General features: G+C 67.9%; 11 protein-coding genes. 10 read left to right on the top strand and 1 reads right to left on the bottom strand.

Features of this window, described 5'->3' with window-relative positions:
* Positions 1 to 5 precede the first annotated feature (5 nt).
* From ACUDCK_RS13085 to ACUDCK_RS13110, 6 genes are all read left to right on the top strand, one after another.
* A complete protein-coding gene (locus tag ACUDCK_RS13085; protein WP_054502608.1) occupies positions 6 to 1,166 on the top strand; it encodes a polysaccharide biosynthesis/export family protein in 1,161 nt (386 codons plus the stop codon).
* A 7-nt stretch (positions 1,167 to 1,173) separates the two neighbouring features.
* Positions 1,174 to 2,514, top strand: a complete 1,341-nt coding sequence (locus tag ACUDCK_RS13090; protein WP_175167871.1) for an ABC transporter permease — start codon at positions 1,174 to 1,176, stop codon at positions 2,512 to 2,514.
* Between the two features lie 9 nt (positions 2,515 to 2,523).
* Positions 2,524 to 3,237, top strand: a complete 714-nt coding sequence (locus ACUDCK_RS13095; RefSeq protein WP_054502606.1) for an ATPase — start codon at positions 2,524 to 2,526, stop codon at positions 3,235 to 3,237.
* A 121-nt stretch (positions 3,238 to 3,358) separates the two neighbouring features.
* Positions 3,359 to 4,390, top strand: coding sequence for a hypothetical protein (locus ACUDCK_RS13100; protein WP_054502871.1), 1,032 nt, complete (start codon positions 3,359 to 3,361; stop codon positions 4,388 to 4,390).
* Positions 4,383 to 6,314: a Vi polysaccharide transport protein VexE gene (locus ACUDCK_RS13105; RefSeq protein WP_244976934.1), complete on the top strand. Its 1,932-nt coding sequence runs from the start codon at positions 4,383 to 4,385 to the stop codon at positions 6,312 to 6,314. Before ACUDCK_RS13100 ends, ACUDCK_RS13105 begins: the two co-directional genes overlap by 8 nt.
* 130 nt (positions 6,315 to 6,444) lie before the next feature.
* Positions 6,445 to 7,608: a pectate lyase family protein gene (locus ACUDCK_RS13110; RefSeq protein ID WP_054502870.1), complete on the top strand. Its 1,164-nt coding sequence runs from the start codon at positions 6,445 to 6,447 to the stop codon at positions 7,606 to 7,608.
* 46 nt (positions 7,609 to 7,654) lie between these two features.
* On the opposite strand, the gene ACUDCK_RS13115 is transcribed toward ACUDCK_RS13110, so the two are convergent.
* On the bottom strand, positions 7,655 to 8,260 hold the full coding sequence (locus ACUDCK_RS13115) for an RBBP9/YdeN family alpha/beta hydrolase (RefSeq protein WP_054502869.1): 606 nt from the start codon (positions 8,258 to 8,260) through the stop codon (positions 7,655 to 7,657).
* 269 nt (positions 8,261 to 8,529) lie between these two features.
* Between ACUDCK_RS13115 and ACUDCK_RS13120 the strand changes: the two genes are divergently transcribed.
* From ACUDCK_RS13120 to ACUDCK_RS13135, 4 genes are all read left to right on the top strand, one after another.
* The gene (locus tag ACUDCK_RS13120; RefSeq protein WP_054502604.1) at positions 8,530 to 9,657 is read left to right on the top strand and encodes a branched-chain amino acid ABC transporter substrate-binding protein; all 1,128 of its coding nucleotides are present in this window, start codon (positions 8,530 to 8,532) and stop codon (positions 9,655 to 9,657) included.
* Positions 9,658 to 9,871: 214 nt separating this feature from the next.
* A complete protein-coding gene (locus ACUDCK_RS13125) occupies positions 9,872 to 10,573 on the top strand; it encodes a response regulator (RefSeq protein WP_054502603.1) in 702 nt (233 codons plus the stop codon).
* Positions 10,566 to 11,858, top strand: coding sequence for an ATP-binding protein (locus ACUDCK_RS13130; RefSeq protein ID WP_054502602.1), 1,293 nt, complete (start codon positions 10,566 to 10,568; stop codon positions 11,856 to 11,858). The genes ACUDCK_RS13125 and ACUDCK_RS13130 overlap by 8 nt, the downstream gene beginning before the upstream one ends.
* A gap of 160 nt (positions 11,859 to 12,018) precedes the next feature.
* Positions 12,019 to 13,122: a serine hydrolase domain-containing protein gene (locus tag ACUDCK_RS13135; protein ID WP_054502601.1), complete on the top strand. Its 1,104-nt coding sequence runs from the start codon at positions 12,019 to 12,021 to the stop codon at positions 13,120 to 13,122.
* Positions 13,123 to 13,137: the final 15 nt, after the last annotated feature.

The raw sequence follows: 13,137 nt of genomic DNA on the forward strand, positions 1-13,137 counted from the left end.
AAGTTATGCAAATGAACGTCCCGGCGGCGAGCCCGCGCCGCATTGCGGCGCCGGCCCTGCTGCTGATCACCGTACTCATGCTCAGCGGCTGCCAACTGCCGCGCTCGGGCCCCATGTTGAGCGAGATGACAGGCGCGCACGACGCCAAGGACGTCATCGTGATGCCGGCGTCGCGCGAACTCGCGCGCGCGAGCCGGGTGCCCGAGGTGTCCGATTTTCCCGTTCGCTATCGCGACCTGACCGAGGCCGGCTTCGACACCCTGGTGCCCGGCGATGGCATCAACGTGAAGGTGTGGGAACGCGGCGGACTGGGCGTGTTCGCGGCGGATCCGACGGGGGTGAGCGACCTGGGCAACCAGGAGCTGGACCGCAATGGCTATGTGTCCTTTCCCATCCTCGGCAAATTCAAGGCGGGCGGCATGACGCTGGGTCAACTGCATGACGCCATCGTGGCGCGGCTGAGCCGGCTGGTGGCTGGCGCCGATGTCAGCGTGACGCGCGCCACCGACGCGCGCGGGCAGATGGTGACCGTGCAGGGCAACCTGACCAAGCCGGGCATGTACCCGATCACGCAGACGTCCCAGCGCCTGAGCAGCGCGCTGGCGCAGGCGGCGCCGGTGCAGACCAATCCCGAGCAGCTCGTCATCAGCCTGCGTCGCGATAACAAGGTCGCCTCGGTGCGCCTGTCGGACATTTACCGCAACCAGAACAACGACATCCTGCTGCGCTCGGGCGACGTCATCACCGCGTACGAATCGCGCGAGTTCCTGACCGTGCTTGGCGCGGCCGGCAACCAGGGCCGCGTGGCCATCAGCAAGCGTAACTACAGCGTGCTGGACGCGCTGGCCGACGCCAAGGGGCTGGACGACCAGACCGCCGACCCGCGCTCGGTGTTTCTGTTCACGCCGGCGCAGGCAGGCGCCGAGGGCAAGCCGGACCTGTTGCCAGTGGTGTACCAGTTCGATCTCACGCGTCCGGAACAGGTGGCGCTGGCCCGCGAATTCACGGTGAAGGAAGGCCAGGCGATCTATATCTCCGACGCGCCGTTCACCCAGGTGCAGAAGGTGCTGTCCGCGTTCCGCGTGACCATGAGCGCCGGCTTCAGCGCCACTCGGGCGATCGACTCCGACTCCGGCTCCGGCGCCTCCAACGGCATCAGCCAGTAGCGTGTCGATGAGCAACGAGGATCGGATCAAGGGTTGGCGTTCGCGGAGAAAGGACAGCAGCTACGCGGTGGGATCGGGCGTCGCCGCCTGGCGCCTGGACCCGGCCGCGCTGTTCGAGGCCAAGGCGGAGCCGGCTGTGCTGTTCAAGCCCTTGCTGGCGCGTCTGCAGGGCGAGCCGCACGACTCGGTGGCCGCCCGGCGGGCGGTCTACGAGGCGGTGCAGGCCGAGCTGGACGCGGAGATCGCGCGCGCCGAGGTCGATGAGTCGCTGGCCGATTTTTCACGGCGACGCCTGCGCATCATCGTGCGCCTGCTGGAGCAGGACATCCGCGCCGGCGTCGAGGTGTTCGCGCCGGGCTATATGCCCGCGCGGCTGGTGGCGGAGGATCGGCGCCTGGCCCAGGCGCAGGAGCGGCGCGAGCAGCGGCGCAGGCAGGACGAGGCGCGCGAGGCGCGTCGCCGTGCCTCGCGCAACGATATCGCGCTGGAGATGGAGCTGCCGGCGGGCGAGGCCGGCGACCTGGAGATCCTGCGGGACCGGGTGCGCGGCCTGCATGCCGGGCATCGTCCGCATATCGCCGGCCGCGGCTGGCCAGGCGGACGCACGCTGTTGGCGCTGTTCGTCTATCAGTTGCATGTGATGCATGGCGAAAGCCGGATCGCGCTGTTGTGGGCGTTCGTGGGCCCGGTGGTGCTGCTGACGCTGATTTCGTCGCTCTACATCCTGATGGGCACGCACTACATCCTGGGGATGGACGTGCAGACCTTCTCGCTGTTGGGCGCGACGACCTGGATCATGTTCCGCCAGATCATCTTCCGCAGCAGCACGGCGTATGTGTCGGCGCGCGGCCTGTTGAATTTCCAGGGCGTGTCGCCCTTGATGTGCGCGATGGTGCAGGCGCTGCTGTACGTGTCGGTGTACCTGGTGGTGTTCGTGGTCCTGATCACCGCCGGCCATGCGCTCGATCTCATCACGCTGCCCAAGAGCTGGCCGGGCTTCATGCTGTACGTGGTGCTGATGGCGTGCTGCGCCGCGGCGATGGGCCTGCTGTTCGGCGCGATCGCGACGTTCTGGCACTTCTTCCTGCGGCTGGCGCCGGTGATCGAACGCTTCTTGCAGATTTTCTCGGGCGTCTTTTTCGTTTCGGAGCAGTTGCCCGAACAATTGCGGCCCTGGATGCTGTGGCTGCCGTTCTCGCATGGCATGCAACTGCTGCGCTCGGCCTACTTTGATTCCTATACGTCGCAGGACGCGAGCCTGGGGTACTTCCTGACCAGCCTGGTTTTCCTGATGGTGGTCGCCCTGGCGGCCGAGCGGCTGGCCCGACCCAACATCCAGCCCATGTGAGGAATGACGATGATCCATCTCAATCGCGTCACGGATGAACCCCTGGCCTTCGGCCACCGGCAGGCGTTGCTGGCCCAGGCCAGCCTCGACATTCCCGTCGGGCGCTATGCCTTGCTGTCGCCGGCGCCGGAGCTGCACCGCCAGATCATCGACCTGCTGTGCGGCCTGCGGCCGCCGCGCCAGGGCTTCGTCCAGCACGACGGCAACGTGTCGTGGGCGATCGGCCGGCAGGGCTTCATCCGTGGCAAGGCCAGCGGCCTGAACATGATCGAGCTGGTGAGCCAGATGTACGAGCTCGACGCCGATGCCACCTATGAACTGGTGGCCGACCTGATTACCGACCCCAAGAGCCTGCCGCGGCCGATGGAGCATTGGCCGCTGTTCGCGCGGCAGGAGTTTTCGTTCGCGCTGGCCCTGGCGCCGGCGTTCGATGTCTACGTGATCGAAGGGGCCATTCCCTTCGAGCCCTGCCGTTTCACCCGTCTCTGGCTGGCGCTGTTCGAAGAACGGCTGGTCGGCAGGACGCTCATTCTTTCCAGTTATCGCCAGAATCAATTGGCGGACTATTGCCTGAAGGGCCTGATTTATGAACGAAGCGCACTCCGCATCGAAGACGACCTCGACCAGTGCATCCAGAAGTTCCCCCCGCGACGATCACGAAGCGAATCCGGAACAGGCGACGACGTTTTCGGCGGATTCGACGAGGGCCAGCTCGGCTTCTGAGAGCGGCTCCGAGATCGAGCGCCGGCGCCGCGAACGGCAGTCGGCGTTGGAGGATCGACGCCGCCGGCGCTGGATCAACGCGCTCATCGTCGTCGCCCCGGTGGTCCTGGCGCTGGTTTACGTGCTCTGCATCGCCACGCCGCGCTACGAAGCCGAATCGCGCTTCTTCGTGCAGTCGGGCTCCGGCCAGCAGGGCGGCGGCGCGATGGCGGCCAGCCTGCTCACGACCGGCAACTCGGGCGGCATGCTCGGCGGCTTCGTCGACGGCTGGGCGGTCAGCGACTTCCTCAGGTCGCGCGACAGCATGCGGCAGTTGGACAAGAAGGTCGGCCTGCGCCAATACCTGTTGAATAAGGGCCTGGACCCGGCCAACCATCTGTCGGAGGACTCGAGCGAGGACGATCTGTATCGCGCCTATCGGGCCTCGGTGCAGGTTTCCTTCAATGCGCTGGAGCAGATCGACGTGCTGCGCGTGCGCGCGTATTCGCCCGAGGACGCCGAAACCCTGTCCAGGGCGCTGATCGGCCTGGCGGAAGAGTTCGTCAGCTCCATGAATGAAAAGGGCGTGGCCGACAAGCTCAGGGTCAGCGAGGAATCGGTCAGGCAGGCCGAGCAGAAGGCGCTGAGCGCCCGCGAAGCGCTGACCACCTGGCGTACCACGCACGGCAACATCGACCCGACCGCGACGGTGGCCATGCTGCTGAACCTGTCGAGCCAGTTGGAAGCGGAGCTGAGCACCGCCCAGATCAACCTGGACAAGATCCGCGCGCTGAACAACAAGGACCATTTCATGCTCAAGCCCGCCGAGACGCAGGTCGTGGCCCTGAAGAAACGGCTCGCCGCCGTGCGCCAGCGCCTGAGCGGCGAGGGCAACACGGAAGCGAAACAACTCAAGTCATACGAGGCGCTGCGCAATACGCAGGCCTTCGCCGATTCGAATCTGACGCTGGCGCAGCAGTCCTACCAGCAGGCCGTGACGGACGCCCTGCGCCTGCAGCGTTACCTGTCCATCATCGCGCAACCGGTCTCCACCGACCGGCCCAGCAGCCCGCGCACGGGGGTGTTGCTGCTGCAGGCGCTGGCGCTGGGCTTCGTGCTCATGTTCGTGCTGCGCGCGGCGATGGCATTGCTGAGAGGATTGCGCCATGGTTGATACCACGATAGAACGCCCCGGCGCCCTGGCGCCGACCGCCGCCCAGGCCGCTCCGAGCGATGGCGTCAGCCGCCTGCGCGCCGTCATCAAGCAGATCCTGGAGGCGGATGATCCGTTGCAGGCGATGGCCGGGCTCGGACCGGCGCTGGCGCGGGTGGAGGAGGGCTGGCGCGACGCGCGCCGCCTGCTGGTGTCGCCGTTCGTGAAGGTGGGCCGGCTCGAGCCGGCGATCGCCGCGCTGGAGCGGCTGGTCGAGGCCTATCCGACGCGCACCGACGACCGCCGCCTGCTCGCCAGCCTGCTGGGCCGCACCGAGCAGTGGGACCGGGCCATCGCCCAGGCCGATGCCGCCGCCGCGATCGCGCCCCAGGACGCGGCATTGCAGGCCGCGCGGATACAACTGCGCGTGCAGGCCGGACGCATTCCGCAGGCTGCCGAGGTTGCGCGCCAGACCGCTGCCGTGGCGCGCGCCAATCCGGGCGAGGCGCATTGGTGGATGCTGGCCCATGCGCGCAACGACGATTCGGCCGATGCGGCTGCCATTGCCATGACCTTGCAGGCGGCCGATCTGCCGAACGCGCGCGTGGCGACGGTGGCTGTGCGCGCCTTGCTGGACGACGACCGGGTCGAGGCGGCGATCGAGCTGGGCAACGGCGCGCTGGACGCAGGGCACGACGCCCCGGCGCTGCGCGCATCGCTGGGCCTGGCGCACTTGCGGCGCGCCACCGACGAGGACCGCAAGCTGCATGCCCCGGCGCACTTCGAGGCGGGCTTGAGCGCGGCGCCGGCCGACGTGCGGTTGTTGACGCTGCATGGAGAGACCCTGCTGCGCGCCGGCCGCTACAAGGAGGCCGTGGCGCCGCTTCGCCAGGCCGTGGAACTGGCGCCGGACCTGGAGCAGACCCGCGCCCTGTACGCGCGCGCGCTGCGCTACACGCTGCAGTATGAAGAGGCGGCCGACCAGATGCTGCGGCTGGTCGAGAAGTCGCCCGAAAAGCGACTCTGGCAGCGCGGGGCCATCGGCGCGCTGTCGCAGGCCGGGCGCAAGCAGGAGGCCGAGGCCCTGTTCGAGCGATACGTGGCGCAACGCGGGCAGGCGCTGCCGGCGACCTTCCAGGAAGCCCTGGACCAGTTGGAACACAAACTGGATACCGCCCCGATCCCGCAAGCCCGCCTGGACTGGGCCTGGTCGCTGCGCGACGACGCCTCGGCCGACCGTGCGCAATGGGAGCGGCGCGCGCGCTGGGGCCATCTGGTGGATCACCTGCTGTTCGACTGGCTCGAGTGCCGCGAGGACAGCGTCGAGGAAGCCATGCAGGTGCTGGGCGAACTGGATACCGGCGAGCGTTTCTTCGCGCCGCTGCTGGCCACCGGCCGGGGCGTGGTGGTGGCCACGGCGCACGTGGGGCCCATGTATGCCGGCCTGATGGCGCTGGAACTGCTGGGCATTCCCTCGCGCTGGCTGGCGACCGCGCCCAGCATCGCCCAGAGCAGCTATGCCGCCGCCCTGATCTCCACCGCCGACCAGACCGAGGCGCAGGTCGCCAAGGCCTGCATGCGCGCGCTGGCCTCGGGCAACGTGCTGTGCCTGGCCGTGGACGGCGCCGCCAACCCGGCCGCGCCACGCGTGGATTTCGAAGGGCAGTCCGTGACCTATTCCAGCTTCGCGGCGCACCTGGCGCACCGCCAGGGCGTGCCGTCGGTGTTCTACACGCCGCGCTGGGAGAACGGCAAGGTGGCCTACACGCTGGAGATGCTGCCCGCCGTGGAACCGGGCGAGGACGCCGATGCGTATGCGGCGCGCTGGCAGGCGGCCTATTTCAAGCATCTGCGGGCGCACGTGGCCGGTCCGCCGGAAAACCTGCGCCTGAGCGGCGGCATCTGGCGTCACGTGCAGTCCGCGGATCGGTCCGCGCAGCGTTAGGGAGTGAATGTCCATGAGAGCGACAACGAATTCAAGGCAAGCGGCGGCGGAGCAGGCGCCGCGCCGCAGGCGCGCCGGTCCGGTCCGTCGCCGGTTGCTGCGCGCGTTGGCCTGGCTGCCCGCGCTGGGCATGCTGTATGGCGGCGCGGCCGCCGCCAGTGAATCCTGCGCCAGTCCGGACGAGCGCTGCCCCTTCGTTTCCGAACTGCTGCAGCAGCGCGAGGGTTATGGCGCCCGGGCCACGGGCGGGCTGGGCGGCAAGTTCATCGAGGTCACCTCCGACCAGGACGCCGGACCGGGCACGCTGCGCGCGGCGCTGGCGCAGGCCAAGAAGGGGCCGACCTGGATCCGCTTCGCCTCGGACATGACGATCGTGCTGGAGTCGCAGTTGCGGGTGCCGTCCAACACCACGATCGACGGCCGTGGCAGGCACGTGGCACTGATCGACGACGGACTGGGTGTGTATGGCAGCAGGAACGTCATCCTCACGCACCTGACCATCGATGGCCGCCTGAACCGGCTGACGCAGGCCGTGAACATCGCCAACGACAGCCGCGACGTGTGGGTGGACCACATGGACCTGTCGCGCATGTCCGACCGGCTGCTGAACGTGAAGAACGGCTCCACCGACGTCACGATTTCGTGGACCAAGTTCCACAACTCGAACAAGGTCATGCTGCTCAACAACATCACCTCGAAGAACCTGTTCGCGAACTACGACCGGGATTCCATCGCGCGCGTGACACTGCACCACAATTATTTCTTCAACACCGTGCAGCGCAATCCCCGGGGCCAGTTCGGCACGTTCCACCTGTTCAACAACCTGCTGGAGAACTGGGATTTCTACGGCATGAGCTTCAGCCTGGAGGCCAAGGCGCTGGTCGAGGGCAATATCTTCAACAACGATGCGAAGCGCCAATGCGTGGAGCCCGAGTTCTTCCCGACGGTGGAAGGGGTGAAGGTGAATTACTGCCGCTACATCCCCACCGCCGCCAAGCGCAGCGCGCTGGACAACGGGGCGTCGGACGAGGGCGCCTACCAGGACCTGAAGGCGGTGCACGGCTATACGCGCGACTTCAAGGCGTTCCTGCGCCTGAAGGACAACCTGTATCTGGGAGACGCGAAACCCGTGCTGCAGGACTACCGCCCCGAGGCCGCGCCGACGCCGCCGTATTGCTATGGCTATGAGACGCCCTCGGCCGAACTGGCGGACCGGATCCGCAAGCACGCGGGGAACACCAGCGGCGATACGCCGCTGCCCGCGACGCGGGTGGGCGCGGGCTGCCCAAGATAGCGGCGGCGCGGCGAGGCCGCGGCGCGCGGGGAACCCGAGTCGGGGGTCAGGCCTGGTGCGACAGCGGCCGCTCGGGAATCGGCGCGATGCGTTCGGGCGGCGGCGACACGCGCCACGAGGCGCGCCGGCGCAGCGCGCCGAACAGCTTGAGGCCTTGCGGCCAGTCTTCCAGTCCGCTGTCGGCGTTGATGTGGCCGGCGCCCGGGATCACCACCACGCGGCTGCCCCAACTCTCGGCAAAGGCGCGGGCGCGTTCCAGCCGGCAGTAGGGGTCATTGTCGCTGGCCACCACCACGCTCTGGAACGGCAAGGAGTGGCGCGGGATCGGCGCGAAACCGCGCAGACAGTCCGGCGCGTCGGGACGCTCGACGTCCGCCGGCGCCACCAGCAGGGCGCCGGCGACCTTGGCGCGCAGCGGCACCGGCAGCGCCGCGCTGATCAGGCAGCCCAGGCTGTGGGCGATCAGCAGCACGGGGCTGCGGGCCTGGTCGACCAGGCCGGCAAGGGTGGATATCCATTCCGCGCTGACCGGGTTCTGCCAGTCACGCTGCTGCACCCGCACCGCGTGCGGCAACAGGGTCTCCCAGCGCGATTGCCAGTGTTCGGGTCCGGAGTCTTTCCATCCGGGGACGATGATCGGTTGGAGTCTCATGGCGGCCATGATGCCGCGCCGGCTTAGTAACGCAAACGAATAAATCCGCTTTTGCATATACGGTGTCGGGCATAAGGGCGGCGGCCCCTCGGATGCGGCACCGCAATATCGAAACCCCGCGCAAGACGGGCCGGAACCCCTGCGAAAGCCGCTATTTTTCAGTGTATGCTTGCCGTGCTAATGCAACGTAACGGGGCGTGACCAATGCATTTCCGGCCGTCCGCCCGGTTCAAAAACCAACGATTACAAGCCATTAAAGGAGTGCACTCATGAAGCAAGCATTTCGTCTGACCCCGGTCATCGCGGCCCTCAGCGTCGCCGCGGGGTTGGCGTTCAGCGCCGGCGCGCAGGCACAGACCATCAAGATCGGCGTGGTGGGCCCCACCACCGGCGCGGTCACCCAATACGGCGACATGGTCCGTGAAGGCGTCGACACCGCGGTGGAGCGCATCAACGCCGCCGGCGGCATCAACGGCAAGAAGCTGGAAACCGTGGTCATCGACGACGGCTGCGAACCCAAGCAGGGTCCGGTCGCCGCCAACCGCGTGGTCAACAGCAAGATCGGCTTCGTCGTGGGCCACGTCTGCTCGGGCGCCACCATCGCCGCCGCCGACATCTACAACAACGAAGGCGTGGTCATGGTCACGCCCTCGGCCACGTCGCCGGCCCTGACCGACGGCAAGAACTACGACTTCATCTTCCGCACCATCGGCCGCGACGACCAGCAAGGCCCCGCCGCCGCCAAGTTCATCCTGGAAAAGCTCAAGCCCAAGAAGGCCGCCGTGCTGCACGACAAGCAGTCGTACGGCCAGGGCATCGCCACCGCCGTCAAGAACGACCTCGAAAAGGGCGGCGTGCCCGTCGCCATCTTCGAAGGCATCAACGCCGGCGACAGCGACTACTCGGCGGTCATCACGAAGCTCAAGAGTCAGGGCGTGGACTTCGTCTACTACGGCGGCTACCACCCCGAAATGGGCCTGCTGCTGCGTCAGGCGGCCGAGCAGGGCGTGAAGGCCAAGTGGATGGGTCCGGAAGGCACGGGCAATCCGGACATCAACGCCATCGCCGGCGATGCCGTCGAAGGCATGCTGCTGACGCTGCCGGCCGACTTCACCCAGAACGCCGCCAACGCCGAGATCGTCAAGGCCTTCGCCGCCAAGAAGCGCAACGCCAGCGGCGCGTTCCAGATGACGGCCTACACCGCCACGCAGGTCATCGCCGACGGCATCAAGGGCGCCGGCAGCGAAGACCCGACCAAGGTCGCCAAGTACCTGCACGCCAACTCGTTCGACACGCCCATCGGCAAGGTTAGCTGGAACAAGCAGGGCGACCTGACGAACTTCCAGTTCGACGTGTTTGTGTGGCACAAGGACGGTTCGAAGTCCGTTTATAAATAAGGACTTGGCGCGCGATCGGGCGGCTTTGCCGTTCGCCGGCGCGCGCCACCCGCCAGACCCCTCGGCCGGGCCGGAAGCGACGTCTTCCCGCCCGGCTTTTTCGTGCACGCCGCCCGCCGGGAACCGAGCCGGCGCCGGTGGGGTCGAACGCCGCTCGCGCGGTTTTGCGTAGAATGCGGCGAAATCGCTCTCTCATTTTTTGTCCGGACACCCCATGACCAAGGCCTTGCTAGTCGAAGACGATCCGAAGCTGTCGCGCCTGATTGCGCAGTTCCTGGAGCAACACGGGTTCCAGGTCGCCCAGGCCTACCGCGGCGACCATGCGGTGGAGGCGTTCCGCCGCCACGACCCGGCCATCACCATCCTCGACCTGATGCTGCCCGGGCGCGACGGCCTGCAGGTCTGCCGCGACCTGCGGGCTTTCTCGTCGGCGCCGATCCTGATGCTGACCGCCCGCGAGGACGACCTGGACCAGATCCTGGGCCTGGAGTCGGGCGCGGACGACTACGTCATCAAGCCGGTCGAGCCGCGCGTGCTGCTGGCTCGCATCCGCGCGCTGCTGCGGCGCCACAGCCAGCTCGAGGAGCCGCCGGAGCGCCTGGAGTTCGGGCCGCTGGTCATCGACCGGCGCACCCGGGCGGTGGTTCACGGCGGCGTCGAGGTCGACCTGACCACGATGGAGTTCGAGATGTTGTGGGCGCTGGCCAGCCAGGCCGGCCAGGTGCTCACCCGCGACGATCTGCTCAATGCGGTGCGCGGCATCGAGTTCAACGGCCTGGACCGCAGCGTCGACGTCTGCGTCAGCAAGCTGCGCCGCAAGCTCGACGACGACCCGCGCGATCCGGCGCGCATCAAGACCGTGTGGGGCAAGGGCTACCTGTTCTCGCCCAAGGCGCACGAGGGCGGCGATGATTAAATTCGTCCTGCGGCTCTTCGTGGTGCTGGCGGTTGGCTTCGTGATTTCCAACGAAGTCGTGGACCGTTCCGCCAACTACCTGTTCGAGCCGGTCAGCGACGCCTACACCCGCGAGTCGGTGCGCGGGCAGATCCACAGCCTGGTGCTGGAACTGTCGAAGGTCGAACCCGAAGCGCGGGCGGCCTACATCGAAAAGCAGCTCAAGCCCTACTATGGCCTGGGCCTGCGCGTCTTCAACGCGTCGGACTACAACGCCAGCGACAGCGAGCGGCGCATCGTCGCTCGCGGCGATTTCTTCATCCGCGACAAGATGCAGACCTTCGTGGCCGCGATTCCCGGCCCTGGCCACCAGTGGCTCGAGGTCAAGCTGCCGCCCGAGCCGTCGTTCGGCCCGTGGGTGGTGGCGGCGGTCTACTCGGCCCTGGGGCTGCTGCTGTGCGCCTTCATGCTGGTGTGGGCGCTGCCGATCTGGCGCGACCTGGAGGCGCTCAAGACCGCCGCGCTGCGCATGGGGCAGGGCGACCTGGAGGCCCGCGCGCGGCTGTCGCGACATTCCAGCATCGGCAACCTGGGCGACACCTTCAACCTGATGTCCGAGCGCATCGCCGCGCTGATCGGCAACCAGCGCGAGCTGACCAACGCCGTTTCGCACGAGCTGCGCACGCCGATCGCGCGCCTGTCGTTCGAGCTCGACATGATCAGCCGCGCCGAGGAGCCGGCCGAGCGCCAGCGCCTGATCGACGACATGAAGAGCGACGTCGCCGAGCTCGACAGCATGGCCTCCGAACTGCTGATGTACGCCCGCCTGGAGCACAAGGGCGACGGCGTCGCGCTGCAGCCGCAGGACGCCCGCAGTTGGCTCGACGCGGTGGTGCAGCACGCGGGCTTCGAGGCGGACCACTCGGGCGTGCGCTGCGAAGTGGTGCTGTGCCAGGTGCGCGAGGTGCACCTGCACCAGCGCTACATGACGCGCGCGCTGCTGAATCTGCTGCAGAACGCCATCCGCTATGCCGGCGGCCGGGTCCAGGTCAGCCTGGTGTCGCCCGCGCCGCGCGAGTACGTGCTGATGGTCGACGACGACGGCCCGGGCATCCCGCAAGCCGACCGCGAGCGCATTTTCGAACCCTTCATCCGCCTGGACGAGAGCCGCGACCGCGGCACCGGCGGCACCGGCCTGGGACTGGCCATCGTCAGCCGCGTGGCGCGCTGGCACAACGGCACCGCGCAGGCCGCGGACAGCCCCTTGGGCGGCGCCCGTTTCATCGTCAGTTGGAAGGCGGCCTGAGGCCGGGGACGGGGGCGGGCCGCATTCATCCGGCACGCCTTTAACAAACTTAACAATCTGTCCTTCCAATCTTCACAAACTCCATACAAAGCGGGAAAGATCGGGATCGCGTCGCCCACTAGCATGACGGCAGTTCTCAGAAGAGGGTTGCCCGTTCGTCATGTTTTCGCTCACCCGCCTGGCTGCCGCCGCCATGTTCCTGATCGCCATGGGCGGTTGTCAGGGCGGGGCGCCGGCCGCGCCGCCAGCGATCGCCAAGGGCGACTATCCGGCGGTGGTGGCGTATCTGAAGCAGCGCATCGCCTATGACCTGGATGCGCAGCGGGTGCCGGGCCTGTCCATCGCCATCGTCGATGATCAGCGCACGGTCTGGAGCAGCGGCTTCGGCTATGCCGATTCGGCGCGTCATCGCACCGCCACCGGCGACACGCTCTACCGCGTAGGCGCCATCTCCAAGCTCGTGACCGCCGCGGGCGTGCTGCGCGCCGCCGACGACGGCCGCCTGTCGCTGGACATTCCGGCGGCCCAGGCGCTGCCGCAATGGGAGCTGGAGCCGCGCCGCGCCGCCATGCACTGGATGGGCACCTCTCCCTTCACCGTGCGACGCCTGCTGGCGCTGCGCCCCGACACGCTGGAAGACACCATGGGCCGGGCCCGCGCCGACATGGGCTACGCCATGCTCGGCGACATGGTGGCGCACGCCGCCGACGAACCCTTTGACGCCTACGTGCGCCGCACGCTGCTGCAGCCGCTGAACATCTCGCGCGCAGGCTTCCGGATCGCGGGCGCCGCCGACGACGCGCGCGAACTGCGCGCGGCCGGCTACCGCCGCGGCATGCCGTGGATCGAACAGTCGCAGCCGAACGAGGCCGCCGAAGGCCTGTGGGCCAGTTCCTCCGAAATGGCACGCTTCTCCAGCATGCTGTTTGGCGGCGGCGCCTACCAGGGCCGCCGCATTCTCAAGGACGAATCCGCGCTCACGCTGCTCAATCTCGAGACGGTGGCCAACGGCATGGACCTGGAATGCCGCCTGGCGCTGTCGTGGCTGGCGGCGCCCTGCGATGCCGACTACATCGCAGGCGACGCGCTGCGCGAACACAGCGGCGCCACCGAAGCCTTCCATGCCCGCTGGCTGCTGGCGCCGCGCGAAAAGCTGGCGGTGCTGGTGATGAGCAATGCCGACAGCGCCGAGCCGCTGGTGGCCTCGGTTTCGACCCTCGCGATGAACCTGATGCGCCAGGCCAAAGGCATGGCGCAAGAGTAAGCACGCGCCGCGATT

The organism is Achromobacter sp. CF-sbj1-Ac2-l (assembly GCF_052698165.1).

Excerpts from the sequence above, each read along its gene's own strand:
- ACUDCK_RS13115 (WP_054502869.1), bottom strand. The coding sequence starts at position 8,260 with ATGAGACTCCAACCGATCATCGTCCCCGGATGGAAAGACTCCGGACCC.
- ACUDCK_RS13130 (WP_054502602.1), top strand. The coding sequence starts at position 10,566 with ATGATTAAATTCGTCCTGCGGCTCTTCGTGGTGCTGGCGGTTGGCTTC.
- ACUDCK_RS13120 (WP_054502604.1), top strand. The coding sequence starts at position 8,530 with ATGAAGCAAGCATTTCGTCTGACCCCGGTCATCGCGGCCCTCAGCGTC.
- ACUDCK_RS13110 (WP_054502870.1), top strand. The coding sequence starts at position 6,445 with ATGCTGTATGGCGGCGCGGCCGCCGCCAGTGAATCCTGCGCCAGTCCG.
- ACUDCK_RS13085 (WP_054502608.1), top strand. The coding sequence starts at position 6 with ATGCAAATGAACGTCCCGGCGGCGAGCCCGCGCCGCATTGCGGCGCCG.
- ACUDCK_RS13105 (WP_244976934.1), top strand. The coding sequence starts at position 4,383 with ATGGTTGATACCACGATAGAACGCCCCGGCGCCCTGGCGCCGACCGCC.
- ACUDCK_RS13125 (WP_054502603.1), top strand. The coding sequence starts at position 9,872 with ATGACCAAGGCCTTGCTAGTCGAAGACGATCCGAAGCTGTCGCGCCTG.
- ACUDCK_RS13135 (WP_054502601.1), top strand. The coding sequence starts at position 12,019 with ATGTTTTCGCTCACCCGCCTGGCTGCCGCCGCCATGTTCCTGATCGCC.
- ACUDCK_RS13090 (WP_175167871.1), top strand. The coding sequence starts at position 1,174 with ATGAGCAACGAGGATCGGATCAAGGGTTGGCGTTCGCGGAGAAAGGAC.
- ACUDCK_RS13095 (WP_054502606.1), top strand. The coding sequence starts at position 2,524 with ATGATCCATCTCAATCGCGTCACGGATGAACCCCTGGCCTTCGGCCAC.